This is a genomic window from Halodesulfurarchaeum sp. (assembly GCF_036626455.1).
GTDB lineage: Archaea > Halobacteriota > Halobacteria > Halobacteriales > Halobacteriaceae > Halodesulfurarchaeum.
On the sequence record NZ_JAZKRK010000004.1, the window covers coordinates 21817 to 47045 of the forward strand.

The window sequence follows — 25229 nt, forward strand, 5'->3', positions numbered from 1 at the left end:
TTCCACGAACGGGGGTATTTTAGGCCTCGGCCCCCCGCCCCTGCACATGGACCTTCACGCGAGCACCTGGACCGACGCCGACGCGGCCGAGACCGATATAGCGTTCATTCCCGTCGGAAGTACCGAGCAGCACGGTCCCCACGGCCCACTCGGAACTGATTTTCTGGCTGCCGAGGCTGTCGCCAGCGAAACCGCAGACCGAGTTGATCGGGAGGTGATGGTAACGCCCCCAATGCCCGTCGGTGTCTCCGAAGAGCACCGTCAGTTTACCGGGACCCTTTGGGTCAGTCCGGATACGTTCCGCTCCTACGTCCGCGAGGTTGCCGAATCGCTCCTGCATCACGGCTGGAACCGAATCGTCCTGGTCAACGGCCACGGGGGAAACGTTCGGGCCATCGGTGAAGTCGCTGCTCGGCTCTCCCGAGCAGAAGATGCGCTCGTCGTCCCGTTCACCTGGTTCGAGGCCGTCGATGGGGCCTTCGACATGGGACATGCAGGACCCCTCGAAACCTCGTTCTTGCTCCACACCCAACCCGAACTCGTCGAGACTGATCGACTCGACGCAGGCCGCGACGGTGGGACCGACCGCTGGGGTGAGTGGGTTTCGGGGACGAATGTGGCCCACGATTCGGCCGAGTTCACGGAAAACGGCACTGTCGGTGACCCGACCAGGGCAACGGCTGAAGAGGGTGAGAACCTACTTGAGCAAGCCACGACCGCACTGGAAACTCTTCTTTCCACCCTTGCTGATCGGCCTGTGAGGACCGTCCCACATAAATAACGCGCCTGAGGAGTAACTCGTGGAAGTGTCTCCCGCAGACCGCTCACTCGACCGCGTCGAGTGTCATCAGCGGATATCCATCGACCATTTGCATCGACCCCTCTGCCCGACGCCCGTCTTTCGAGACGACCACGTCGACGTTCAGATGGCGGCCTGCCAGCCCAGTATACCCGTAGGGTCCGACGTCCCCGGCGAGGACTTCGCGGTCGATTGTCACCGCGACCGATTCACAGTGGGGCTGGTTCTCGATCGACTCCTCGATCGCTGTCTCCAGGCTCTTCGCACTCGATTCGCTGACCGGTGTCCCGATGAACTGGTGAAAGAGGGCTCCGAACTTGATCCCAAGTTCGAAACTCGCCTGTTCCCCGTCGGTTGGCATGCCTGGGAGGAGTGCGGACAGCGACAAAGCAGTTCGGGTCGAACCACATCCTACTTATTCCCGCTTGCCGACTCAATGAATGAATGGACGAACCGGTCCTGTTGACGGGCGCGGCCGGCCGAGTCGGCACGGCGATCCGGGAGGGCATCGGCGAACAGTACGATTTCCGGCTCCTCGACCGCGAACCACCGGCCGACTCCGTCGACCATCCGCTCTTCATCGGAGACATCACCGACCGGGAAACCCTGGAAGAGGCGATGGAGGGGGCCGAAGTCGTCGTCCACCTGGCTGGGGACCCGCGGACGGACGCCCCGTGGGAGAGCGTCCTGCGGAACAACATCGATGGAACGCAGACGATTTTCGAAGTCGCCGTCGAGGTGGGCGTCGAGAAGGTCATCTTCGCCTCTTCGAATCACGCCGTCGGCCACTACGAAACCGACCGCGAACCGGACCTGTACCAGGCTGAGGACGAGTTCCAAATTGATGGGTCGGAACTCCCCCGACCCAGTAATCTCTATGGGGTGAGCAAGGCGACAGGGGAAATCCTGGGCCGGTATTACCACGACGAGTACGGGCTCTCGGTGCTCAACGTCCGGATCGGCAATCTCACGAAGGAGCATCCGCCTCGGAACTACGAACGTGGGCAGGCCATGTGGCTCTCACATCGTGACTGTGCGCACCTCTTCGACCGAGCGATCCAGGCCGAATACGACTTCGAGATCGTCTACGGGATTTCGGACAACGACCGGAAGTTCTACTCCATCGACCGGGCGCGGGACGTGCTGGACTACGAGCCGCGTGACAACTCCGGGGAGTACACGCTGGCTGGCGACCCGAAAGGAGGCGGCGAGTTGTGAGTGGCCGAATGTTCGAATTGGTACCCTCCTGTTGCTAGTGGGAAGGGGGGTCGCTAGCGGGTTGGCACTTTTGTAGGTATCACGGGACATCGAAGGGGCGTGAGTATTGTGCGATTCGTTCGTCGTTTTCTTGGGAGGGCTTAATATTTTCGCTATAATTGGCTTACAGGATTTATATTGGCCGATTTCAGGCAATTTGGGTCGTCGTTCTCTCTGCCGACTCTATTTATCCGATTTTTGAGCGAAGTAAAGCCAGGATCTCTGTCAAGAAGTAATGATGCTCTCAGTTGACGGCTGAATACATAGCGCGTATCGATCAACAGAGGGTCATAATTCCTTTTGAAAATCGAGGAGGTTACCGAAATCAGCGACAAGAACGGCTCGCTCCGTGAGATCCTTGAACGCCCATTGGAACTTGGCACCGGTTGCTAATAACATAGTCCGGGGCCTTCGGAATGACAGGAAGAAAAGGGGCCTCAGCCCTGCTCTTTGGGACAGTGAGGCGGTCAATTTGCAACGAGGCGGTCGTATATCCGATCCATTCGGGCCGCCATCACGAAGTCAGTTTTGTGCAGTCCGTCTATCTTGTGGGTCCACATCTCGACTGTGACTGTACCCCACTGCAGATGGATATCCGGATGGTGCCACTCCTCCTCCGCGAGTTCCCCGATCTCTTTGGTAAAATCGAGGGCCCCACGGAAATCTTCGAAGTCGTAGGCCCCCTCAAGATGGTGTTCGTCGATGACGGCCCAGACGTCCTCGTCAATTTCCTCAAGGTACTCCGCGTACTCGTCTCCTATGAGCGGTTCGTCTTCCGAGTTGCACGCGACACATTCCTGTTCGGCGAGCGATTCGGACATGTGTAGTTGCATACTACTGTTTCACAAGTATAACGTCACGGACATCGGAACTCCTGGCGACTTTCGATAGTAATGCGTTCGGCCGCGGACGTCCAAAACACGACGACAGCTAGCGGCTGAGACCGTGGGGTTTCCTTGGCTAGTTTTCGAGCCTCCCGTCCACGAGCTTGATCTCTGGACCTTTCGCGGGCAAGGCTCCCGGAACCGGCTCTCTCGATAGCGGACCTTGGTGGGGGCGGACCTCTCTGACGGCACTCTCAGGGGTAACGGAAACGAACGGCAGCGAGTGTGCCACCGAGGACTGCGACCGCAGAGCCTACTGACTGTTCACCGTGCCCACAAGAGGCCGAGGCCGAAGACAGCGTCATCAGTATACACACGGACGGAGCGAAAACGAGGTCTGAAAGACACGACCGTCACACAGCGACAAAGCAACTAATTTCCGAGTAACAGAGAGAAACCTATTGCGACCGAGTGATGACCTCATGGACTAAACGAATTACCCCGGTTTGCTTATTTTCTAAATAGGTCCTTCCGGACAGTGCTGAACTCAAGGCGCGATTTCAGCAAGGTTTGAGAGCGTAGCGTTCTCGACTCGATGCTTCGAGTTTTGTGAGAATTCCTCGGTGTTCTAAATTCCGCAAGACGGTAATCGTCTTGATTCGTTGCCACCCGAATTTGGATTTGATCTGCTTGGTCGTTGCCGATCCTACCTCACTGAGATATAGTACCATAAGTCTCTCTGCGTCCGAACTCACCTCCTCGAAAGGAGTTTGGAGTTTCATTACTGATCGGGTAAATAGTATGCATCAATTCGCAAATAATTTATGCCAATTTATTTACTCAAACCTGCCACCAGATAATGACATCCCGAAGATACGTGGTGTCTTCGCTAATTTGCTGAAAGTGACTATATTACTGTTCACAGTCGCCCTGCTCTTGTAGGCGGTGTCTCTATTCATATATATTCGAAGTGCCTGTCCCAATCTCGATCCCCGAAACCGTCCCAAGAAGTTCCAACGCGGTATTCGATCCAATTGCTATGGATAAATTTCGGTCGCTTGCTGAGTACACCCTCTCTCTGCTGACCGTTTTGAGACCTGTTAGGAACACTACTCACAGGGAAGTATTCACTGCAACAGATGAGCGTCGCGGAAAATACGGGGCGAGATCGAAACCCAAAAACGGGGGTGTCGCGGAGGAAAGTTATGGTCCGACTGGGGGCCTTGGACCTGGTCGCAATCGCCGCCACGTTAGCGTTTGCGGTGCCGATCGGGCTGTTTGGCGTCCAGTTGCTCCACGACGGGCGATTACTCGTCGGCCTCACGGGCGTCGCTGTCGGGGTGGGATTGGTCGCCATCGAGCAATATGTCTGGACCCCCGGTGACGTGCCCCAGAACGCCCTGTCGGCCCTCCTCCGGCGACTCCTGCCCTGAGGGTCGTCCCAGTTTGGCACCATCAACAGGGTTTCGTATTTTTTACATATCCGAACCCAAAACCCAGCAATTAGAATTGGTGCTGTTGGTCTGGGAATATGGGATGAATCGTTCATCACGGTAATAACCGTCATCTTTATTTTGGAAGAAGAGACGCTTAGAGGGGGAGAATTATACGTTTTGTCAGTATGCGTCGGCCGGGATTCGAACCCGATGGCGAGACTCACGTCGTTCGTCTCGCGTGATTCGAATCCGGGCCCGCTCGTTCGCTCAGGGTGTTCGCTCACTGCGCTGGCCGGGATTCGAACCACCTGAAGACGCTCGTTCCTCTCGTCTTCTGTACTTCGATTCCCGGCGGGGCGACTTCATAGCCAGTTCACAACTGCGACACGACTGTCGCCGGTCGCGGTTGGTTCACGATGTGAGAAGTGCGCCGGCCGGGAATCGAACCCGGGCTATGAGCTTGGGAAGCTCATGTCCTACCACTGGACCACCGGCGCTCGGTTCCGTGTTTCCGAGGAACGCACAAAAACGTAGCGTTTGCCCCGCGGGAATGGCTTTTACCCCTCCCAACCGAAGGACGAACCATGACAGTTCCGGACACCATCGACCCCTTCGACCTCCGGTTTGCCCCGGACGAACTCGACCCCGTGGTCGGGTCGATCACCGACTTCATTTCCGACACCATGAGTGAGGCTGGTGCCGAACGGGCGATTATCGGCCTCTCCGGTGGAATCGACAGCACCACGACAGCCCACCTAGCGGTCGACGCCCTGGGCGTCGATGCAGTTCACGGGCTGGTGCTGCCGGGGCAAGTGAGCCGGGCGGACAACATGAGCGATGCCGAACGGGTCGCACTCGATTTGGGCATCGAGTACGACGTTATCGGGATTCAACCCTTCGTCAGGCAGTTCGTCGATGCCATACCAGAAGCCGAATCCGACCACATCGCGGTCGGAAACACTCGGGCCAGGGTTCGGGCGGTCCTGGCCTATCTCGTCGCGAATCACGAGAACGGACTGGTAGTCGGAACCGGGAACCGCACCGAATCGCTGGTCGGCTACTTTACCAAGTACGGCGACGGAGCAGTGGACTGCCATCCCATCGGCCGGCTTTACAAACAGCAAGTCCGCCAGGTCGCTCGCCATCGTGGCGTCATCGAGGAGCTGGTAACGAAAACCCCGACGGCGGGGCTCTGGGCCGGGCAAACCGACGAGGATGAACTGGGGATCGACTACGACACGCTTGATGCGATTCTTGCTGTCCATGTGGATGGCGAACTCTCCCCGGGTGCGACGGCCAGGCTGCTTGATGTCGAACGGGATGTCGTCGAACGAGTGGCCGAAATGGTCGTCCGGAGCGAGCACAAACGAAATCCGCCCAGCCAGCCTGAGCCACTGTTTTAGCCGCAAGTGGCCCGGTCGTGACACGCTGTCCTGTTCTCCGTACAACCACGAAATCACGGGTCCAGTTTGGTGCTTTCCAAAGGTCTTTGCCCTTCCCCACCCTAATCCTGGTACGATGGATGAGGTCGCGCAGGCGCGCACCGCGGTGACCGAGGCGATCAGGGGCATCACCCCGGCCCGTCTCAAGCACGCGATGAACGCCCATCTCCTCAGGGCATCGATGATACCCGGTGTGCTCGCTCTTTTGAGTGCCTCGGTCGTGAGTGGCGACGCGGAGGAGCCGACCTTGTCGAACCGCGCCGCCGGCGTCCAGTTGATTTACGATGGCCTCCGGCTCACTCGCGCCCTGGTGCACGACGAGCCTTGGGAAGGACCTGACCCGACTGTGGAGGACGACCTGGACGTTCTGGCCGCGGATGTCCTCGTCGCAGAGGGCTTTCACCTCCTTTCACATACTGAAGCCGCTGACAAAGCCGTCGAGACGGTCCGGGAGTTTGGCACGGAACAAACCGAACTGAGGTCCGGCGGTACGACCGCCCGCTCGCTCGAAGCTAATGTCTTCGAACTCGCTGTTATCGCTGGGGCGACTGCTACGGGGAGTGAAACACCGTTGTCGCTTCGGCAGTACGTGGTTGGCCTCGCCCACTCGCATGGCGCACCACCGCTCCCGGCGGCACCGGAAGGACTCCCGGATGGCATCGAGGAGGCGATGAATCGAGTTGGGGGGCATGCGACCGGCGAAGAACCGATGCGAACCCCGTCCGCGACTGATACCTGATCGACGCTAATCGAAACCCCCAAAGGGGATGGGTCCCTCTCATCGACTGCCTGCCTGGGTAGCTTAGCGGTAAAGCGCGTCCTTGGTAAGGACGAGAGCGCGGATTCAAATTCCGCCCTAGGCTCTCTTCGTTTTCGTCGAAATCGCGCACTGGGACGCCTGACCGACCGCAATTGCGATCTCCTCGAGTACAACGTGCTTATCCTGGATTGGGGAGAATTTCTCGAGGCGGTCCTCGATGAGATCGAAACAGGCGCTGAATCCGTTGTGGTGGCCGAGGACCCAGAGCGGGTTGGAACCACGAACGAATGGAACGACGACCGGCTACGGGGCCGATCAGAGCATGGCGAGTGAGAACTCCCGTCCAGCAGCCAAGGCCCCACCGGCGACGAGAACGCCAAGAACTAACAGCAGTCCGTTTCCGATCGGGTTTGCGGCCCGTGTCAGCCCGACCGTACATGATCCGGAGCCAAGGGGCGCGAACGGTCGGATACCCATCGGCGTGAGCGCATCAGCGAACAGATGGGCCCCGATCATCACGGTTCCGATGACGAACCCGAAGACTCCGAGGGGGCCCTGGACCTGTGCACCGAACTCACTGCCGATAACCCATCCCCCAGCTCCCAGTAGCAGGCCGACGAGCAGGGCGAACCAGAACGTGTGGGTGATACCACGATGGGAGATGAAGGGAACCAGCTGGTCCCAGTCAGGCACCATTGACCCACCGAGGACGATCCCACCCCCGATAATTGCCAGTTTCTCGTACCCAGCCGCCACCAACAGAAAGCCCACCGGTGCGTAGGTGAGCAACGCAGCGCCATAATGTCCAGTACGATACATAGCTAGCTCTTTGCCCAGTTTGGCAGTTTCACTTGGTTCCTTTCGTCTTCCATACCTGTTTGTTACCGAGCCGATGTAAAAGGAGTGTGGCTTGGACCCGCCGACGGCTCCGGGTTTGAAGCCGGCTCAGCCATTCACCGCAGGCGGGTCGCGGACAGGTGAGCAGAGGGCAGAAGTGAGAGCGGATTGGCTTAGTCTACCAAACCAGCGACGAGGTCCGAAACAAACCGCATTTCTTCCTGATTGATGGTATGGGCCATCCCATCGTAGAGCCGCATATCGACGTCCGCGTCCATGGACTCGAAGACGGCTGCGGTCTCTCGGACGCGGTCGGCCGGGATATGCGGGTCCACGTCGCTACAGCCGAGGAAGACCGGGGTGTCGGCAAGGTCGCCGTCGTAGTCCGCGGTATCGACTGTCTCGCCCAGCAAGCCACCACTTAACCCCGCCAGTCCACCGAATCTTTTTGGCCAAGTGACAAGATACTCACTCGCCAGACAGGCGCCCTGAGAGAAGCCAGCGAGCATGATCCGTTCGGAGGGGATGCCTTCCTCTCTGGCCAGTGTCACGGCGGTATCGATTGCCTGGAGCCCTGAACTGCGACCGGGCTCGTTGGACTCGATCGGAGCCAAAAACGAGTTTGGGTACCATTCGCTGTTCGCTGCTTGTGGAGCAAGGAGAGCGACCCCTTCGTGGTGGACCTGGCGACCGAATTGGGTGATGCTGCGAGCAGTTGCGCCCCGACCATGTACGAGGATGAGCGTTGCATCGGCCGTCGACAGTTCAGTCCCGGCCTCGACGATCGGTTGGTCTTGGTGGGGTCCCGCCGGTTCGTCTGTCATTGTGACCGCTCCGGAAATCCGAGATCCGGCAGTCCTGCTTCGATCTCTTCGCGCCGGTCCGCGAGCCAGTCGGGGAGCACCAGGCCGGAGCCGAGGTCAGCGAGATCCTCATCGACGGTATAGCCCGGTTCCTCCGTGGCGAACTCGAAGAGAATGCCGGCACCGGTCCGGACGTACACCGACTTGAACCATTTCCGATCGATGATTTCTGTGGGTCTCAACCCTCGGTCCTGGAGCCAGGTCCGCCACGCTGCTTGTTCTGCCTCAGTCGTGCGGAATGCGATGTGATGCACGGTGCCAGCGCCCTGACGACCACGAGCGGCGTCTGACCGCAACTTGAGATCGAGGACGGCCCCCAACTCGCCTGTGGACTCGTAGCGTATTCGGTCGTCTCTCTGCTGGGTTTCCGTAAACCCCATCGCTTCGATGAGGCCTGGCATCCCGCGGTCGTCCGCGATGGAGAGTTTTGCCCCATGAAAACCACGGATCGCGTGTTCCGGTGGAACCGGGCCTTCAGGCGGGACTCCATCTGGAGCCTCGGTCGCGACCAGTTCGAGAGCCAGCCCATCGGGATCACGGAACGGGATGACAGTTTCGTCGAACCGATTCATCGAGGCCTCCCGTTCGACTCCCGCTTCATCCAGCCGATCGACCCAATAATCCACCGCGGGCTTCGGAATCATGAACTGCACGGTGGTGACCTGGCCGGTACCGGGTTGTCCTTTTGTGGCCCCGGGATACGGGAAAAACGTCATGCTTGTTCCGGGGGATCCGTTCCGGTCGCCGTAGAAAAGGTGATAGACCGACACGTCGTCCTGATTGACACTCTGTTTGACCAGCCGGAGGCCGAGGGTGTCCGTGTAAAACTGCAGGTTCGCTCCCGGATCGGCCGCGATGGCCGTGATGTGGTGGATTCCGGGCGTACTGTGGTCCATAGAATCCGTAGTTTGCCGGGCCGAATAATCTTGTGGGCCGGGGAGGGCCTCACCTGTGTCCGATGAATGTGCGCCCTCCTCAGGTGGCGCCCGGGACGACTTGCCCGTCTCCCGGCCGAGACTGGGCTTATTCGCCGGTTTCTGTCTCAGTTTCGGCTCGCGGCACTTCCTCGTACTCGACGTCTTGCCCCGCAACCCCACTTTCGGAAATCACGGGCAGGAGGTTGTAACCGTTGGTGGGACCTTTCTTGACGACGTTGATGTCGAAGACGAACTCGACTGGCTCCCCGGTGGTGACTTCGAAGGTGTTAGTGATCTGGAGCTTCTCGCTTGGCACCTTGACGGCGACTTCCTCGCCGTCTACGACGCCTTCGACGTCCGCAACGTGGAGTTCGACTTTGGTGTAGGTGCCCGGTTCGAGTTCACCGTCAAAGACCGGCGTCGCATCCTCGCCAAGAACGGTGGTAAGATCGACCGTTTCGCCGTCGAGATCGATGATGAAGTACCCGTCGGCCTTCTGTACACGTTCACTTACTGGGGTCGTGTCCGCTGGTGTCCCGGATTCGGTTGGTGTCTGGGTCGATTCGCCATCTTGGGTGGTTGTCGTATTTTCCGCCGGTGCCTCCGTCGTCGTCTCCGATCCAGCTTCGAAGATTCGCGCATGATCGAAGGACACGTCCAGTCGGTCGAAGTCGCCGATGTCCGCGGGCTGGTCGCTCACGAGAAGTCGGAACTCGCCAGTTTCTGGCTCGGTTCCCGTATCACCTGCACAGCCTGCCAAGAGGCTGACGCCAATGCCGGCCCCGAGGGCAAGGACGCGCCGGCGGGGGATGGTAGTTTGTGTGTCTGCACCGTTGGAATCGCTCGGGTCCGTCTTTGGGGAACTCATCGTGATCCTGAATAGGGTGCCCATACCCAAGTACCCAGGCAGCCGTTGTCCAGAGTTCACTGGAATTAGGCCCAATTGAGCGGGTTTTCGAGGGGTTATGCCGACGAAACAAAAACAGTGCCGCCTTGGACCGCGTTATCCGAACTTCCCGGAGATGTAATCCTCGACCCGTTCGTTTCGCGGGTTCTGGAAGATCCGGTCGGTCTCCCCGTATTCGACGAGGTGGCCGCCGGTCAGGAAGACCGCAGTCTTATCGGAGATCCGGGCGGCCTGCTGCATGTTGTGGGTGACGATCACGACGGTGTAGTCCTCGGAGAGTTCATCGATGAGGTCCTCGATCTTGGAAGTCGCGACCGGGTCCAGCGCACTTGCGGGCTCGTCCATGAGGACGACTTCCGGGTCGACCGCGATGGCGCGGGCGATACAGAGCCGCTGTTGCTGGCCGCCCGAGAGGTCGGTGCCACGCTCGTCGAGGCGGTCTTTGACCTCGTCCCAGAGGGCAGCCTGGCGAAGCGCCTGTTCGACCTGCTCATCGAGGTTTTCGGTGTCGTTCTGGATACGCGGTCCGTAGGCGACGTTGTCGTAGATGCTCTTGGGGAACGGGTTGGGGGCCTGGAAGACCATCCCGACCTGTCGGCGGAGGGCCACGGCGTCCACGTCCTCGTCGTAGACGTTCTTCCCTTTGAAACAGAGTTCGCCGGTGACGTTGGCGATGTCGATCAGGTCGTTCATCCGGTTGATCGAGCGCAGGAAGGTGGATTTTCCACAGCCGGAGGGACCGATAATGGCGGTGACCTTCTGCTCGGGAATGGACATGGACACGTCGTTTAGTGCCCGCTCTTCCCCGTAGTACACGTCGAGGTTCCGGGCCTCGATGATGGTTTCCGCCTCGGGGATCTGTTCGATGTCCCGGTCGCCGCCGTCGGACTCGTCCAGTCCGGTTTCCGACCAGTCACCAGTCGTCGATTCCTCCATCGTTTGTGAATCCACGTTAGGCCTGCTGTTCATATCTGTTCCGAAGGTAGATCGCGAGGACGTTCATCGAGAGCATTACCACGAGCAGCGTGACGACTCCGGCCGGGGCGATGAGTTCCCTGAAGGCCGATTTTTGGTGGAACGACCAGTAGAAGACCTGGAGTGGCATCGCCGATACCTGGCTGGCAAAGCCCGTCGGCGGCCGGAAGACCGTCGTCGCCGCCCCGATCATCAGGAGCGGTGCCGTCTCACCGATCGCCCGGCTCAAGGCCAGGATCGTTCCGGTGAGGACCCCGGGAACTGCCCTGGGGAGCACCACCTCCCGAATCGTCTGCCACCGGGTGGCACCCATCCCATAGGAGGCCTCCCGAACTTCTTCCGGGACCGACCGGATCGCCTCCTGCGCGGAGATGATCACGATCGGGAGGATCAAAAGCGAGAGTGTGAGACCGGCCACGAGAACGATGCCCAATCCCATCCCGATGAGGTTCACGAACAGACCGAGACCGAGCAGTCCATAGACGACAGATGGGACGCCAGCCAGGTTTGCGATATTCACTCTGATGATCCGGGTGATGGTGCCTCCAACACCGGTCTGGGGGGCGTATTCCTCCAGGTAGATCGCGGCCCCGACCCCGACGACGAAGGAAACGATGGCCACGATGGCGATGATGAACACGGAGCCGACGATCGCCGGGAACAGCCCCGCATTTGCGGGGAGGGTCGACGGGGCGCTCGTGAGGAACTGCCAATCGAGGACCGGTTCGGGCCCAGTCGTGCCGACGAGGCCGCCGAGAACGATACCCCCTCCGATGGCCCCGAGAGCGACAACCGGGCCGAGCAGTCCCGGCCAGGCACTGCGGTCATTTGCCAGAACGGCGCCGTTGTACCAGGCAACTGGAAGCAAGGTAGCCGCATACAGGATGACGGCCGTATCCGGTGTCACCCCGATCAGTGCCGGTCCGAGATAACTCGCGAGAACACCGCCGGCCACCCCGGTGCCCAGAATTGTGACTTGCTGTTGTCGGTCCTCCGGAGCTTGCCGATACGCGATCAGGGCCCCTGCTGGCACGACCAGCACCCAGACGAGCATGATCCAGGGAAGTGGCATGATCAGGATCAGCGGTTCGACGAAATAGCCGATGACTAATCCAACCACACCGACAAAGCCTGCAGCCAGCGGTGCTCGCGTGTCGTCCCGGGTGGCGAAGTGCCCATAGACCGCGACGGCGGGGAGTACGGCGATCGTGTAGTACAGGAACCAGAAAAACGGCTCGAAGACGAGAAAGAGCACGAAAATGGCCCCGGCAAAGATCAACCCGGCGGGCGGGATTACCGTCGCTCGGACCGCTATCCATCGGAGATCAGGCCGCTTCCAATAGAGATAGGCGCTGTACGTCGCGAGCGGTGCTCCGAAGCCCACGAGTGCGCCGAGATACCAGTCCGTGCTCGCAGCGGTGAGGCCGAACGCGTCGACGACCACCATGAATAGCAGCCAGGCGAGGACGACGACCCCGACCCAGGAAGCTGCCTTCGCGAGGCTGCCGAAAATGCGGCCACGGAGCCGGCTGACCCCGGCGAACGCGGTGTCTGGATTGTGCTCGCTCATCTCAGTATTCCTCCCGGTAGCGTTCCGAGATGACGTTCGAAACGATGTTCATCAACAGCGTGATCGCGAAGAGCGTGAGCCCGATCGCGAAGAGGCTCTCGTACGCGATGGTTCCGCCGGCGAGGTCGCTGTTGGCGATCTGTACCATTGCGGCGGTCATCGTCTGCCCGGAGCCGAGAAAGACCTCCCCCGGATGGACGAAGGGGATGCCCAGCCCGAACACGTCAGCCGTTTTTACTGCTGGAATGGACGCTTGCATGCCCATCGCCACCGTGACGATCATGGTCTCCCCGATCGCCCGAGAGATGGCGAGAATGTACGATGAGACGATCCCGGAGGTCGCGGCCGGCACGATGATGTCGGTTGTGACTTCGTACTTTGTCGCGCCCATCCCGTAGCCGGCCTGGCGAAGCGAGTCCGGCACGGCCGACATGGCGTCTTCCGAGATCGATGACACCATTGGGATCGTCATGATACCAACCATGAGAGAGGCCGAAAGGACGTTGAACGTTGAGACACCGGGGAAGAAAAAGTCGATGACAGGTGTGACATACACCAGCGCGAAAAAGCCATAGACCACCGTTGGAACGCCGGCCAATATCTCGAGGAGCGGTTTGAGAACGGCCCGTGTGCGCGCCGCCGCGTACTCGCTTAGGTACACTGCAGTGAGTGTTCCCACAGGGATTGCGATGACTGCGGCCGTGAAGGTGACTGTGAGAGTTCCGAATACGAGGGGCAAGACGCCAAAGGAAACCGGTTCCAGGCTGGGGCTCCAGTCCAGACCGGTGAGGAACGCGACCAACGAATACGACCTGAAAAAGCCCAGTGCATCGACGAACAGCGTGAGAAAGATCCCGATAGTGGTGAGGACAGTCGCGGCTGCAAAGGAGAAAAATAGGGCCTTGTAGAAGCCTTCGCGAAGGGACTGAAAGCCCCTGTTTCCGGAGAGGTCTGGCTCCTCAAAATACTCTGTCATTGTGGTGGGTTAGGGAGGGGAAATGAAAATCATGGTGTTTCGATTCAGCTGACCTCCTCGAGGGCTGCCTCGAGGGTCTCGAGTTGTGATTGCACGGCAGCTTCGGTGTTTGGGACGTATCCGACTCGGTCGGCGACCAGTTCCTGGTTGCCACTCTGTTCGATGTAGAACCGGGCGAACTCGGCAACGTGCTCTTCGGCGAGGGCGTCTTTTGCGACGTAGGTAAAAAGCGGCCGGGAGAGTGGCGTATATTCCCCGTTTTTTGCAGTTTTGACAGACGGCTCCACACAGCCGTCCCCGTCGTCGATAGGGACGGCAGTCACACTGTCCGGGTTGTTATAATAGTATGAAAACCCGAAATAGCCTGTCGCGAACTCGCTGCCCTGTACACCCTGGACGATCAAGTTGTCCTTCTCGGTCGGTTCGTAGTCCTTTGCGTGGTCATGTTCCTCGCCCAGCACCGCCTCGCGGAAGTAATCGAAGGTGCCCGAGGTATCAGCTGGGCCGAACCGTTTGATCGGTTCGTCCGGCCAGTCCTCATTGATGGCGGCCCACGTCTCGGGGCCATCGCGACTCCACACCTGGCGCAACTCGTTGACGGTCAGGCAGTCGAGCCAGTTGGCGTTGTTGTTAGCCACGACAGTCAGGGCGTCCGTCGCAACGGTGAGTTCGATCGGTTCGACACCGTTTTCGCCACACAGATCGCGCTCGCCGTCCGTGATCGCGCGGCTGGCGTTGTTGAACTGGGAAGCACCCGGGCAGAAGTGGTTCTCGAATCCACCCCCGGACCCTGTCGATTTGACCGAGATGTTCACCTCTGGGTAATTGATCATGAACTGTTCGGCCACGGCCTCGGCCAGCGGGAACACCGTCGAGGACCCGGAGATCTCGATGTCTCCCTCCAGTTCGAACTGGTCTTTCTTGGCCCGACTGGTACACCCAGCAACAAGTGCGGCCCCGGCTGAGCCCACCCCCGCCAAGAAGTTACGTCGATCTAGCGACGGTCCGTCGCCGTCACGATCCATTATCCGAACCTAAACCAACCCGGTACTAAAGGCCCTACTATGTTCTCTATATAGATAGCAATAGACAGGCCCCGAACAGTGGGTGTTGGATGGGCCATTTCACTCGACAGCCGCCGCACCGGCCGATTCCGTACACTGCGCCGAGGTTGCCTTGAACGTCACAACCACGTCCCGACCTGGTTCCAGTCCGAGTCTGTCCCGACTCCTCGCAGTGACGAGTGCCCGAAGCGGTGTCTCGGCGCCGATGTCGACGGCTACTTGGCCGACGTTTTCCCCTGGTGTGACCGACTCCACGGATCCGTCGAACCGATTTCGGGCACTGGTCCCAACCGTGGGTGGGGCCTCAGCCGGGTCGTGTAGCGTGACGGCGTCCGCGCGAATTCCCACCTGCACCTGCTCGCTCCCTGGTGGCACGAGGGCTCGAATCGGACCGGCAGCGGTCTCGATCTCAGCGATTTCCCCTTCACGATCGATGACTGTCCCTTCGATGACAGTCTCGGTGACCGACGCAACGGCAGCATACCCCGTCTCCAACCGCTCGAAGCGATTGAGCAGGGCTTTGCCTTCCTCTGTCACCTGGCTCCCACCGCCTCCGGGGCCCCCTCGGGTCCGTTCGACCAACGTCCCGAACGCCGCTTCGAGGGCCCCCAATCGCTTCTGTGAGCGCGAATACGATCGTCCCAGTGCCTCTGCCGCACGGTTGAGCGACCCGTGTTCGCGAATCGCTTCGAGGAGGGTTGCGTCCCGCTCGGTGAAAACGACATCACCCTCCCGCAACTGCGCCTCGAAACTCGGGTCCATACCACACCTTCGGACCCACCGAGGAAAACTATTATGTCACTTTCGGCATAACCCCAATATGTCTATGAGGGCACAACGGAGACGAGAGTTCCTGGCCACCCTCGGGGCTGGGGCAGTGGTCGGACTCGCAGGTTGTGCGTCGATGCGTGGCTTAGAGGCGGATGGTACGGCCGAAGCAAGTAGCTCAGGTGAGGAAGCCGGGGTTGCCGGCGAAACCCTGACGCTGACGACGACAACCAGCACCTACGATACGGGACTGCTGGACGAACTGAACGCACCGTTCGGGGCGATGTACGGAGTCACGGTCGACGCTGTTGCTCAGGGAACGGGCGCGGCACTAGAGACCGCTCGTGCCGGTGATTCCGACGTCGTGATGGTCCATGCTCGCTCGCTCGAGGACGAGTTCATGCAAAACGGATATGGGGTAAACCGTCGGGACCTGATGTTTAATGACTTCGTCATCGTCGGTCCGCGCGCCGATCCGGCAGGAATCGAAGGCATGGAGTCGGCCACCGAGGCGTTTGCGGCGGTCGCTGACTCTGGAGCCACGTTTTTCTCCCGGGGTGACAATTCAGGCACTTACACGAAGGAACTGGCACTTTGGGACGCGGCAACGATCGACCCAGGCGGGGAGTGGTATCTCGAAACCGGACAGGGGATGGGAAGTGTCCTGACCATGGCGACCCAGCAGGACGGGTATACACTCGCGGACCGGGGAACCTACCTCTCGATGAAAGCCGATATCGACCTGACGATTCTCGTTCAGGGGCCCATAGAAGGTGGACCGGAACTGCTCTCAAACCCGTACGGCGTCATCGCCGTGAATCCGGCCGTGCACGACACCGTCAATTACGACCTGGCGATGGCCTATATCGGCTATCTCACGAGTCCCGCCGCCCAGAAAACCATCGAAAACTACGAGGTGAACGGTGAGCAGTTGTTCTACCCCGAAGCACTCTCTGCAGATCCGAACTTCCAGCAATACGTTCCCGACGGATGGCGCCCCTCTGGCTCCGAGGACTGACACCAAATGGCCGCACTAACGTCCACCCTCCCGCTGCTGCTCGAATTCCCCTTCGAGACGTTGTACGTCACCAGTATCATCCGGGTCTCATTGTACGTGAGTATTATTGCCGTGGTGGTGAGTACGCTCGTGAGCCTCCCGGTCGCCTTCGTGATGGGGTTCACGGAGTTCAGGGGCAAGCAGTTTTTCACGTCAGTTATCAATACCGGTATGGGCTTTCCGAGTGTCGTCGTGGGCCTTCTCGTGTTGCTCCTGCTCTCGAATCAGGGGCCGCTCGGGGGGCTGGATCTGGTGTTCACCAAAGAGGCGATGATCATGTCCCAGTTCGTGCTTGCGACCCCACCGATCACCGCGATCAGCCTCGCTTCGATTACGAGCGTGGAAACCCGGGTCCGGGACGCGGGTCACGTGCTCGGTGGAACGAAAATCGACGTGGCGCTGCTCACCCTCAAGGAGGCCCGTAACGGAATCGCAACAGCCATCCTGGCCGGGTTCGGCCGCGCTATCAGTGAAATCGGCTCGGTGCTCATTGTCGGTGGCAATATTGCCGGTGCGGATGGGGTCTCTCGGACGCGGACCCTGACGACTGCGATCCGGCTCGAAGCGCGACAGGGCCGCTACGACACAGCCATCGTGCTCGGAGCGGTGCTCATCGTGTTGGTCTTAGTCGTCAATGGGATCGTCATTCGCCTGGGCGGCCAGGAGGGGTTGCGATGATGCTCGCCGCCCGGAACCTCTCGTTTGCTCACGAGACTGACCCGGTCCTCCAGGACCTTTCTATCGAAGTCGAGGCCGGGGAGGTCGTCGCGATAATCGGCCCCTCTGGGGTGGGCAAGACGACGCTGCTTCGGTTGCTTGCGGTACGGGACCGCCCCGATTCCGGCCACCTCCTCCTCAATGGCCAGTCAGCCTGGGACGCCGACGAGGCGACCCGACTTGAACTGCGTCGCCGGATCGGGATGGTCTTTCAGAAGGCGACACTGTTTGACACGACGGTGGCCAGAAACGTCGAGTACGGACTTCGCGTGCGACGGTCCTGGATGGACCGGGTGCGGGACGAACTCCGATCGGTGGTCGAAACGAACGGCGCTGCAGACGTGGTCTACGACGCCTTAGACGTTGTTGGCCTCCGAGACCGGATTCACGAACCGGCCGCAGACCTCTCCGGGGGAGAGGCCCAGCGGGTGTCCTTCGCCCGCGCGATGGCCTATGATCCGGATGTCCTCCTTCTTGACGAGCCAACCTCGGACCTTGATCCGCGGAATACGGCACTCATCGAGGACGCGATCGAGGAGGCTCGCGATAGGGGGATCGGCGTGGCAATCGCCACCCACGACATGCACCAGGCCCGTCGGGTGGCCGATCGAGTTGGGGTGTTACTCGGTGATTCGATCACGGAAATCGGGCCGACAGAGACCGTGTTCACCCACCCTTCGAATCCCAGAACGGAGCGGTTCATCTCGGGCGAACTCGTCTATTGATCCCCAATTCGGGCAAATCCGGGTCAACTGTCGCGGTCCATAAGCCGCTTGCCCGCTAGTCCCGTGATATGCAACGCCGATCGTTCATTGCTGCACTCGGGGTGGGAGCTCTCGGGTCCCTGGCGGGATGTCAAACGGCTGTTGGGTCAGTCGCGCTGCCGAATGTCCCGGAGACGACCCTGCAGGAGGGTGGCTGGGAACAGCGGAGCGAAACCAAAGACGAGACCGTCTTCGAGGAGGAGTACTCCGTCGTCACCGTCGAGGCCGTCGCCTCCTCCGTGACCTACGCTGACGCCGCGCTTCGCGAACAGGTCCAAACAGATACCCTCGACACACTTGACACGGATCTTGCCTTGTTTTCGGCCACCCGAGTCGACATGGCCCCATCCGTGGATGAACTTGGCCCCGTTCAGACGGAGGTCAAAAACCGGATCCGAGACAACGCCATCGCGGAACTCAGGTCCAGGATGGAGGCGGCCGGGATCACCGACATCGAGCAAACCGAAACCGGGTCCCTCGACCTCTCCGGTGACAAGACAGCCGATCTGACCGAACTCTCGGGGGTCTTTCCGGTTCAGGACATCGAGTTCCCGGTTCGTGAGGATACGACCCTCACGCTCGAAGGGACCGACCTGGCGGTCGACGCGGTTCTTGCTGTCTGGGCCGTAGACGGGAACTACCTCGTCGCCGGCGGGGCCTATCCGGCCGAAAACTTCTCTCGGGTCACCGACACCGATTTGAGCGATGCGATTTCGGTCACGATAGACGTGGACCTTGGCTTGACTCCCACGGCCTATCGTGACGAACTGCTCGAACTCGTGAGGAACGTGACGTAATCAGTCCCCGTTTTCGAGCCACGAGGCGAGTTTCGACAGCGCCCGAGCGCGATGTGAGGTCTCGTTTTTCGCTGCCATCGAGAGTTCCGCGAAGGTCTGTCCATCGTATTCGAAGATCGGGTCGTAGCCGAACCCGCCGTCTCCTCGCGGTGGGACGAGGCGACCCTCGACACTCCCCTCGAACACTTCGACGGTCCCCTCGTCGGCGTAGGCAACCGCACAGTTGAAGGCGGCGCCTTTATCCTCAAGATCTGCGGCCACCTCCCAGACCCGTTCGATGCCGAGTTTTTCGTCCACGTAGGCGGCATACGGGCCGGGGAAGCCGTCCAGTCCGTGGATGTAAAATCCGGTGTCGTCGACGATGACCGGATCGGTCCCATCGATTGCCCCAAAGGCCTCTTTGGCGCCTCTCACAGCGATGTCTGCAACATCGTCGGCCTGCACCTCGTCGTAGTCATACTCCACCTGCTCGACAGTTGTATCACCGAGATGGTCATTCGCCTCGGCGGCTTTCTCGGCGTTGGTCGTTACGAAACGGAGCATACACACTGCTGGGCGGCCGGCGAGAAATGGCTCCCGGTTTCACCTCCCGATCGGGGCGCTACTCTTCGATGATAACGTCGACAGGTTCCTCCTCCGCTTCGCTCGTCTCGCCTCCCTCCTTTTCCTGATAAACCATCACCGCGGCAAGCCCCAGAACCAGCCAGGACCGCCAGTTCGCGAGGTTGAGCGAGTAGCCGACCCCGAAGGGCGTCTCGACGACCATGTCCTCGCCCGGCTGCCAGTACGAGGAGAGGAGGCGCTTGAGACTCGGGCGCTCGAAGTTGTACGGGATTCCGAATATCCGCCCGGATGCGTCTTGGCTCATGGGTCAGTGTAGGTGTGCATGAGCCTAAACCGTTGTGGGGCTTTTGGGCTCCGGCGCCGCCCTGATATTTATCCCCGATGACCGGGCCAACCCGGAGTATGTAGCCCCGTGCCAGGCCGGTCACTGGACCGCTTTGCGGTCACCACTGTCAGCCCCGCAGTGCGTGGGAAATCCCGGCCTGGGACAGCTCCCCTGCTCGCCCCCTGGGGATCTCACTGGTACCGACCGCGCCCCTCGATCTCACGCAATCGTTCGAGCACGGCCTCGTCACCTGTCTCGGTGTAGCGTTCCTCGGCGGCCGCGGACAGTGTGACAGGATTATCCGCTGTCCCGGCCAGTGATTGTTCGAAGACGTGCAGGTCCATCGCGTAATCCTCGACGTCATCGGTCGTGTACCCCAACCCAAAGTCGATGAGGACCGTTTCTGGCCCGTCACTGTCCGTTCGAATGCGAACGTTGCGAACGGTCGGATCGCCGTGGACGAATCCAGCCCCGTGGATCTTCGCGAGATACGCACCGACTGTGGCCACCCGATCGGGGTCCAGGGCATCCCGGAGGTCGGTGTCTCCGACCCGTTCGAAATCGATGGTCGTCTCGGCCAGATCCACGTCTCGAATGAGCGGGGTCGGAACGCCAAGTGACCGGGCCTCGTGGGTTAACCGGACCTCTTGAATGGTCCGTTCGCGACGGAGTCGCTCGTCGAGGGTGGGATGCCGGTAGGTTTTGGGCTGCCGGATCTTTCGGACTCGATCGCCGTCGAACTCCACGACAGCTTCCGCGCCCGCGAACTCGGCCGTCGCGGGTGCGCTCGTCTCGACCGAGCCGCTGCGCCAGGTAACTGGCACTTGGTCCGGCCGGAAATCCGGGTTGATGGGTGACTCTGCAATCGGGAGCGTGTCTCCTGCCTCCAGCATGGTCGCGCCGAGGGCTGCGATCATCCCCGCATTGTCCCGCAAGAGTTCCGGCTGGGGCGCGTACAATTCTGCGTCTCGCTGGCTGGTCATCTCCTCGAGCATCTCCCGGAGTCGCTTGTTCTGTCCCACCCCGCCACCGAGCACGAGTTCGTCACGACCGGTGAGTGAAAGCGCCCGTTCGGCGACCTCGGTGAGCATCGCGAAGATGTTCTCCTGGAGGGCGTAGCTCACGTCCTCGACAGGGACCCCGTCGTCAAAGGCGTCTTTCGCGGCGCTCATGATGCCCGAAAAGGAGAAGTCCATCCCTTTGACGACGTAGGGCAGGTCGACGTACTCGCCATCCTGGGCCGCTCGCTCGACTTTCGGCCCACCCGGGTGGGTCCAGCCGACATGCCGGGTGAACTTGTCGATGGCGTTGCCCACGCCGGTGTCCATCGTTTCCCCCAGCACGCGGTAGCGATCGTTCCTGAACCCCAGGACGTGTGCGTTCGCCCCGCTCGCGTTGAGGCAGATCGGTGAGTCAAACCCCGAACGCTGGCGGCCGATCTCCAGATGGGCGATCATGTGGTTGACGCCGACGAGCGGCACGTCGAGCCGCCCCGCAAGGGTGCGGGCGGCCGTCCCCACGATCCGAAGACACGGCCCAAGACCGGGCCCACGGGAGAACGCCACGGCGTCGATCGGGCCCTGAGCCGCTTCGAGGGCGGTTTCGACGACTGCGGGGATCGCGGTTCGCATGTGCTCGGCGGCTTCACGAGGATGGATGCCGCCGCTCTCGGGTTGATACGCGTCGGTTTCGATGAAAAGTTCCGCCGTCGACTCCTCGTAGACGGCGGCGCTCGCAGCCCAGGCCGTCCCTTCGATGCCGAGGACCCGCGTCACTTCCACTCGGTGTATCCACACCGGCCACAGTGCTGTCGATCACTGTGGTCGGCGAGGAAGGCGTCCTCACAGCGCGGACAGCGGTCTTTGGAGAGTTCGCCGTCCTCGTAGTAGTCACCTCGGGCCATCACTCAGCCACCTCTTCCTCGGTCTCCTCGCCGATCTTGTTCCGATCGAGCATGTACTCTTCTTCGATCTCGGCTGCGTCCGCTGCGGTTTCGTAGACTTTCGCGTAGCCGATCGTCTTGCGCATGCCGAACTTGGTGTCGAGTTTGTGGACGACGACCTGGTCGGCGTCCTGGTCGAGCGTGGCGGCGAGACTGTCCCGCACGGAGAGTCGGGACGGCGATGCGTCGTCGTGAACGACCTCGAAGGTCACGTCAGTCCGGTGGAGCAGGGAGTTTTCCTCCTCGTCGAGTATTTCGATGTCCATGGTCAGTTATCACTATGTCAGCCCGAAATCTGTAAAAGGATTTCGAAGGGCGGGCCGTATTTAGCCGAGAAACTCCCAAAACTCCGGATCTCGGTCCATTCGAGCGAGCAGTGACCGGCCGGTTGCTCGCGTCTCGTCGTCGACCTGAACCGCGACCATCCCCTCGCTGGGCTGCCCATACACGACTGTTGCGCCGGTGGGCGCGAGGAGGATTACCGGGAGGACGGCCAGATCCTCCTCACCGTCAACGATAATCCGGGCGGGCTCGGAGTCTTCGAGCGCCGACTCGATCGCCTCGACCAACTCTGCGGTAATGGTCCCCGCGCGATTCTTGACGGTGTACTCGGTTGCCGCGTCCGGCCGTTCGTCCAATACCCAGTCCGAAACGTCCCCACGTTCCGTCCGTCCGTCCACGATAGACACGGCCGGGGTGTGACTCTCCCGGCCGAGATGCGCGAGGACGACGTCACCGACCGCGATGACTGGCTCGCTAGTGGCCGAGAGCAACGGCTCGGGGGTTTGGTATAGCTCGCCGAGTGGCTCCGTGAAGGCATCCCGTTCCGCGGCCGGGAGGCGGGCCACGACGGTCGGCACAGTTAGCGGACCTTCAACGCGTACTCGCCACCCTCGGTGACTTCCATTTTCTCGGATATCTCGCTTTCTTCGGGATGGGTGATGACCACGTAGCCGGCCCAGTCCTCTGTGAGACTCGACGAGCCACAGTACGGGCAGGCGTTCTGGTCGGGTTCGACGATGTGATGGCACTCCCGGCAGGAGAGCCGCTTCGAGGCCATCTATTCGCCCTCCGCAGACGCCGCCTCTTGCTGGCGGATCTCGCGGAGCCACCCGTGTTTGCCCAATCCCGGCTGTTTCGCTGTGAGGCCGATCTTGGACTCCCGGGGGTTCCGCTCGTCGATCGATTTCGTGACGATGCGCCCTCGGACGGCGTCACCCACGCCAAGGGTGTTGTTGGATTCCTTGGAGGCGAGCATCTGGTTTTCCTCGTCGAAGGCCAGGTACTCGTCGGAAATCTGCGAGACGTGAAGCAGGCCGTCGACGGGTCCGATTCCGACGAAGGCGCCGAAGGAGACGACCTCGACGATCTCGCCGTCGACGACTTCCTGCATCGACGGGTCGAAGGTCAGTACATCGAACTCGGCTTCGTAGTACACGCCGGGTCGGTTCGGGATGACTGCCCCTTCTCCGATGTCGTGAACCGTGGGGACCGTGACGATAGAGCCAACGTCTTCGTCTATTCGCCCCTCCAGTTTGTCCTGCAGGAGTCGCTTGATGAGATCGGGGGTGACGTCGTCGAGTGTCTCGGGAGGCACTTCGACCGTATCTGTGAGTCTAACTCGCTTGTACATCTATGGTTGAGTACGGGTTAATTGATTCTGCCCCCTTAAATGGATTACCTGAACGCCCGCCTCGAGGAGGCGATCGCGGAGCGGAGCGTCGTTCGTCACGACGGCGTCGACGTTGCCCGCTGATCCGAGGGCGACCAACGCGTCGTCGGCGTACGATTCTGGGGACTGGATCAATTCACAGCGTTCGGCCAAGTCCAGTCCGACCTGGGCCGCGTTTTGGGCCTGGCCGTTCGAATCGGCCAGTTTGTCGAGTTCGGTGAGTACCACGTCGGGGACAAGTGGCGTGTACTCACCGAGCAACCGATCGAGTTCCTCGAAGACACGAACGTCGGCTTCGACCGGCATCATCAACGCGTTCGCGTCCATCGCGACTCTCATCCCCGCAACGTTCCGATTCCGATCAGCCGCCAGCGGGTGCCGACCCGCCGGTTGATCGCGATCGTGGCCTCATCGGGGGCACAGACCGGTCGCTTGAGGTTCACTTCGGCTTCGCCGCCGCGGGCGCTCGTTACAGCCCCGACGGTCGTTGCCGTGCCGATCGTGAGCATGAGCGGTTCGCCCGTGCTGATCGGCTCTACGTCCGTGTCCTCCTCGGCACCGACGAGTCGGTCGAGGAGATCGATGTCCATCTCGAACTCTTCCCAGACCGGTGGGAGGGTCCCGGGTTCGCCGGCGACCTGGCCTGCGAGCGAGTCACCTTTGGTGAGGCTTGGATCGAGGCCAGTGCCGACACCGAGCAGGCCACCGGGGGCGGCCGAATCGACGAGTTCCTCTCCGGACTGGATCGAACGAACCGTGGAGATCACGGGTCGCCATTCGGTCTGGCCACCCTCCTCGACTTCCCGCCCAGGACGGATCTCCAGTTCCATGTCCGTACCGAGGATGCCCTCCACGAGACTGCCGCCGATGACCCCGCCGCTGAGTTCGCCCCATTCGGTCCCCGGTCGGTTGATGTCGAAACTCCGGGCGACGTACATCCGTGGATCCGCATCCGGATCACGGTCCGGCGTGGGGATGGTTTCTTGGAGCGCTTCGATAATGAGATCGATATTGATCTCCTGTTCGGCACTGATCGGGACGATCGGGGCGCCTTCGGCCACGGTCCCTTCGACGAACTCCGTGATCTGCTGGTAGTTTTCGCGGGCCGTCTCCCCGTCCACAAGGTCGATCTTGTTCTGGGCGATGACGATGTTCTCGATGCCGATACTGTCTAGGGCCATTAGGTGCTCCTCCGTCTGGGGTTGTGGAACGGTCTCGGTTGCCGAAACGACCAGAACGGCTCCGTCCATGAGTGCGGCCCCTGAGAGCATCGTCGCCATCAGGGTTTCGTGGCCCGGCGCGTCCACGAACGAGACTGTTCGAAGTACCTCGGTCTCGACGTCGTGCTCCGGGCAGGTCTCCGCGACCGTGTAGGCCTCGGATCCGTCACCGTCGGGGCAGCGACGCAGCGTCGTATCTGCATACCCGAGTCTGATCGAGATGCCTCGTTTGAGCTCCTCGGAGTGTTGGTCCGTCCACTCGCCCGAGAGGGCCCGAACCAGGGTGGTCTTCCCGTGGTCCACGTGCCCGACGAGTCCGATGTTCACCTCCGGTTGTCGGTTGTCAGCTTCCATGGTCACGAAGTAATCTTGTCCGGTTTTCGCGAGGAACGACTGATAAACCTGCTGTTCCGGGCTCGATTCACGAGCAGCGCCGGGAACTGTCCCGGTGTGGTCATGGCAAAAGGGGTAAGTCCGTTGCCCAGGTATCGAGGGGTATGGAAACAAACGTCGGTGGAACGGATCAAAGTCTTCGCATCGGTTTGGGTATGCTCTTGACGATCATCGGTGCCGTCTCACTCCTCGGCCAGGCGCTCGGGCCGATCCTCGGCGCGCTGTTAGTGGTCGTGGGCCTCGTCTTCCTCTGGACGGGCTACACGCGACAGTGTTTGTTGTACAAACCGCTTGGGATCAACACGAACTGATAACGCGCCTGGAGAACCGCGTTTCGCTACTCCGTGGGAACGGCTTTTACCCCACTACTTGCTACGGGACGT

The 25229-nt window shown here is 60.7% G+C and carries 31 protein-coding genes, 2 tRNA genes and 1 pseudogene; 12 read left to right on the forward strand and 22 right to left on the reverse strand.

Translation table 11 applies throughout. The features are described from left to right. Positions 1-46 precede the first annotated feature (46 nt). Positions 47-781, forward strand: a complete 735-nt coding sequence (locus V5A26_RS02200) for a creatininase family protein (protein WP_332320744.1) — start codon at positions 47-49, stop codon at positions 779-781. 43 nt (positions 782-824) lie between these two features. Here the strand turns inward: V5A26_RS02200 and V5A26_RS02205 are convergent, their stop codons facing one another. Next, positions 825-1160 (reverse strand): dihydroneopterin aldolase family protein, encoded by a 336-nt coding sequence (locus V5A26_RS02205; RefSeq protein ID WP_332320745.1) that lies wholly within the window; start codon positions 1158-1160, stop codon positions 825-827. A gap of 83 nt (positions 1161-1243) precedes the next feature. Here V5A26_RS02205 and azf point away from each other — a divergent pair, with 83 nt between their 5' ends. Next, entirely contained in the window at positions 1244-2017 is a 774-nt protein-coding gene (gene azf / locus V5A26_RS02210; protein WP_332320746.1) for an NAD-dependent glucose-6-phosphate dehydrogenase Azf, read from the forward strand. A 506-nt stretch (positions 2018-2523) separates the two neighbouring features. On the opposite strand, the gene V5A26_RS02215 is transcribed toward azf, so the two are convergent. Then, the gene (locus V5A26_RS02215; RefSeq protein ID WP_332320747.1) at positions 2524-2877 is read right to left on the reverse strand and encodes a 4a-hydroxytetrahydrobiopterin dehydratase; all 354 of its coding nucleotides are present in this window, start codon (positions 2875-2877) and stop codon (positions 2524-2526) included. Between the two features lie 1208 nt (positions 2878-4085). Here V5A26_RS02215 and V5A26_RS02220 point away from each other — a divergent pair. After that, positions 4086-4313, forward strand: a complete 228-nt coding sequence (locus V5A26_RS02220) for a DUF7533 family protein (RefSeq protein ID WP_332320748.1) — start codon at positions 4086-4088, stop codon at positions 4311-4313. Positions 4314-4742: 429 nt separating this feature from the next. Here V5A26_RS02220 and V5A26_RS02225 read toward each other — a convergent pair. Beyond that, positions 4743-4813: transfer RNA gene (locus tag V5A26_RS02225), tRNA-Gly, on the reverse strand. A gap of 87 nt (positions 4814-4900) precedes the next feature. Between V5A26_RS02225 and V5A26_RS02230 the strand changes: the two genes are divergently transcribed. From V5A26_RS02230 to V5A26_RS02245, 4 genes are all read left to right on the forward strand, one after another. Next, positions 4901-5719, forward strand: coding sequence for an NAD+ synthase (locus V5A26_RS02230; protein ID WP_332320749.1), 819 nt, complete (start codon positions 4901-4903; stop codon positions 5717-5719). 115 nt (positions 5720-5834) lie between these two features. Next, a complete protein-coding gene (locus tag V5A26_RS02235; protein WP_332320750.1) occupies positions 5835-6497 on the forward strand; it encodes a DUF7114 family protein in 663 nt (220 codons plus the stop codon). Between the two features lie 52 nt (positions 6498-6549). Next, a tRNA-Thr gene (locus V5A26_RS02240) sits at positions 6550-6621 on the forward strand. A 71-nt stretch (positions 6622-6692) separates the two neighbouring features. Further along, complete coding sequence (locus V5A26_RS02245) at positions 6693-6851, forward strand: hypothetical protein (RefSeq protein WP_332320751.1); 159 nt, start codon at positions 6693-6695, stop codon at positions 6849-6851. Here V5A26_RS02245 and V5A26_RS02250 read toward each other — a convergent pair. From V5A26_RS02250 to V5A26_RS02290, 9 genes and pseudogenes are all read right to left on the reverse strand, one after another. Further along, positions 6834-7337, reverse strand: coding sequence for a metal-dependent hydrolase (locus V5A26_RS02250; protein ID WP_332320752.1), 504 nt, complete (start codon positions 7335-7337; stop codon positions 6834-6836). The two genes, V5A26_RS02245 and V5A26_RS02250, sit on opposite strands and share 18 nt — an antisense overlap. Positions 7338-7528: 191 nt before the next feature. Then, the gene (locus V5A26_RS02255) at positions 7529-8179 is read right to left on the reverse strand and encodes an alpha/beta hydrolase (protein WP_332320753.1); all 651 of its coding nucleotides are present in this window, start codon (positions 8177-8179) and stop codon (positions 7529-7531) included. Next, positions 8176-9114, reverse strand: a complete 939-nt coding sequence (locus V5A26_RS02260) for a ring-cleaving dioxygenase (protein ID WP_332320754.1) — start codon at positions 9112-9114, stop codon at positions 8176-8178. Before V5A26_RS02260 ends, V5A26_RS02255 begins: the two co-directional genes overlap by 4 nt. Positions 9115-9277: 163 nt before the next feature. Continuing rightward, a pseudogene (locus V5A26_RS02265) lies at positions 9278-9856 on the reverse strand (DUF4382 domain-containing protein); the annotation flags it as partial. Positions 9857-10138: 282 nt separating this feature from the next. Further along, positions 10139-11011 carry a phosphate ABC transporter ATP-binding protein PstB gene (gene pstB, locus V5A26_RS02270; protein WP_332322195.1) on the reverse strand — a complete coding sequence of 291 codons (873 nt, stop codon included), beginning with the start codon at positions 11009-11011 and terminating at the stop codon, positions 10139-10141. After that, positions 10995-12587, reverse strand: coding sequence for a phosphate ABC transporter permease PstA (pstA, locus tag V5A26_RS02275; RefSeq protein WP_332320757.1), 1593 nt, complete (start codon positions 12585-12587; stop codon positions 10995-10997). Before pstA ends, pstB begins: the two co-directional genes overlap by 17 nt. 1 nt (position 12588) lies before the next feature. Then, complete coding sequence (pstC, locus tag V5A26_RS02280; RefSeq protein ID WP_332320758.1) at positions 12589-13563, reverse strand: phosphate ABC transporter permease subunit PstC; 975 nt, start codon at positions 13561-13563, stop codon at positions 12589-12591. Between the two features lie 44 nt (positions 13564-13607). Continuing rightward, a complete protein-coding gene (locus V5A26_RS02285) occupies positions 13608-14588 on the reverse strand; it encodes a PstS family phosphate ABC transporter substrate-binding protein (RefSeq protein ID WP_332320759.1) in 981 nt (326 codons plus the stop codon). Between the two features lie 99 nt (positions 14589-14687). Beyond that, positions 14688-15389: a TOBE domain-containing protein gene (locus tag V5A26_RS02290; RefSeq protein WP_332320760.1), complete on the reverse strand. Its 702-nt coding sequence runs from the start codon at positions 15387-15389 to the stop codon at positions 14688-14690. A 58-nt stretch (positions 15390-15447) separates the two neighbouring features. Here V5A26_RS02290 and V5A26_RS02295 point away from each other — a divergent pair, with 58 nt between their 5' ends. From V5A26_RS02295 to V5A26_RS02310, 4 genes are all read left to right on the forward strand, one after another. Further along, positions 15448-16413 carry a substrate-binding domain-containing protein gene (locus V5A26_RS02295; protein WP_332320761.1) on the forward strand — a complete coding sequence of 322 codons (966 nt, stop codon included), beginning with the start codon at positions 15448-15450 and terminating at the stop codon, positions 16411-16413. Between the two features lie 6 nt (positions 16414-16419). Next, positions 16420-17130 carry an ABC transporter permease gene (locus V5A26_RS02300; protein ID WP_332320762.1) on the forward strand — a complete coding sequence of 237 codons (711 nt, stop codon included), beginning with the start codon at positions 16420-16422 and terminating at the stop codon, positions 17128-17130. Next, positions 17130-17894 carry an ABC transporter ATP-binding protein gene (locus tag V5A26_RS02305; protein WP_442908739.1) on the forward strand — a complete coding sequence of 255 codons (765 nt, stop codon included), beginning with the start codon at positions 17130-17132 and terminating at the stop codon, positions 17892-17894. The genes V5A26_RS02300 and V5A26_RS02305 overlap by 1 nt, the downstream gene beginning before the upstream one ends. Positions 17895-17962: 68 nt before the next feature. Next, positions 17963-18730, forward strand: a complete 768-nt coding sequence (locus V5A26_RS02310) for a hypothetical protein (RefSeq protein ID WP_332320764.1) — start codon at positions 17963-17965, stop codon at positions 18728-18730. On the opposite strand, the gene rdgB is transcribed toward V5A26_RS02310, so the two are convergent. From rdgB to V5A26_RS02360, 10 genes are all read right to left on the reverse strand, one after another. After that, a complete protein-coding gene (rdgB, locus tag V5A26_RS02315; protein WP_332320765.1) occupies positions 18731-19273 on the reverse strand; it encodes an RdgB/HAM1 family non-canonical purine NTP pyrophosphatase in 543 nt (180 codons plus the stop codon). It abuts the gene before it with no gap. 58 nt (positions 19274-19331) lie between these two features. Further along, entirely contained in the window at positions 19332-19598 is a 267-nt protein-coding gene (locus V5A26_RS02320; RefSeq protein ID WP_332320766.1) for a DUF5808 domain-containing protein, read from the reverse strand. A gap of 212 nt (positions 19599-19810) precedes the next feature. Beyond that, positions 19811-21400, reverse strand: coding sequence for a bifunctional N(6)-L-threonylcarbamoyladenine synthase/serine/threonine protein kinase (locus tag V5A26_RS02325; RefSeq protein ID WP_442908737.1), 1590 nt, complete (start codon positions 21398-21400; stop codon positions 19811-19813). Then, a complete protein-coding gene (locus V5A26_RS02330; RefSeq protein WP_332320767.1) occupies positions 21391-21522 on the reverse strand; it encodes a 30S ribosomal protein S27ae in 132 nt (43 codons plus the stop codon). The genes V5A26_RS02325 and V5A26_RS02330 overlap by 10 nt, the downstream gene beginning before the upstream one ends. Continuing rightward, positions 21522-21827 carry a 30S ribosomal protein S24e gene (locus V5A26_RS02335; protein WP_332320768.1) on the reverse strand — a complete coding sequence of 102 codons (306 nt, stop codon included), beginning with the start codon at positions 21825-21827 and terminating at the stop codon, positions 21522-21524. The genes V5A26_RS02330 and V5A26_RS02335 overlap by 1 nt, the downstream gene beginning before the upstream one ends. A 60-nt stretch (positions 21828-21887) precedes the next feature. After that, positions 21888-22421 carry a GTP-dependent dephospho-CoA kinase family protein gene (locus V5A26_RS02340; RefSeq protein WP_332322196.1) on the reverse strand — a complete coding sequence of 178 codons (534 nt, stop codon included), beginning with the start codon at positions 22419-22421 and terminating at the stop codon, positions 21888-21890. Between the two features lie 2 nt (positions 22422-22423). Continuing rightward, positions 22424-22621, reverse strand: a complete 198-nt coding sequence (gene spt4 / locus V5A26_RS02345; protein WP_332320770.1) for a transcription elongation factor subunit Spt4 — start codon at positions 22619-22621, stop codon at positions 22424-22426. Next, complete coding sequence (locus V5A26_RS02350) at positions 22622-23194, reverse strand: DNA-directed RNA polymerase (protein ID WP_332320771.1); 573 nt, start codon at positions 23192-23194, stop codon at positions 22622-22624. It abuts the gene before it with no gap. Continuing rightward, positions 23195-23572, reverse strand: coding sequence for a PIN domain-containing protein (locus V5A26_RS02355; RefSeq protein WP_442908738.1), 378 nt, complete (start codon positions 23570-23572; stop codon positions 23195-23197). Continuing rightward, positions 23569-24807 (reverse strand): translation initiation factor IF-2 subunit gamma, encoded by a 1239-nt coding sequence (locus V5A26_RS02360; protein WP_332320830.1) that lies wholly within the window; start codon positions 24805-24807, stop codon positions 23569-23571. The genes V5A26_RS02355 and V5A26_RS02360 overlap by 4 nt, the downstream gene beginning before the upstream one ends. Before the next feature lie 143 nt (positions 24808-24950). Here V5A26_RS02360 and V5A26_RS02365 point away from each other — a divergent pair, with 143 nt between their 5' ends. After that, positions 24951-25157 carry a YgaP family membrane protein gene (locus tag V5A26_RS02365; protein ID WP_332320773.1) on the forward strand — a complete coding sequence of 69 codons (207 nt, stop codon included), beginning with the start codon at positions 24951-24953 and terminating at the stop codon, positions 25155-25157. Positions 25158-25229 lie beyond the last annotated feature (72 nt).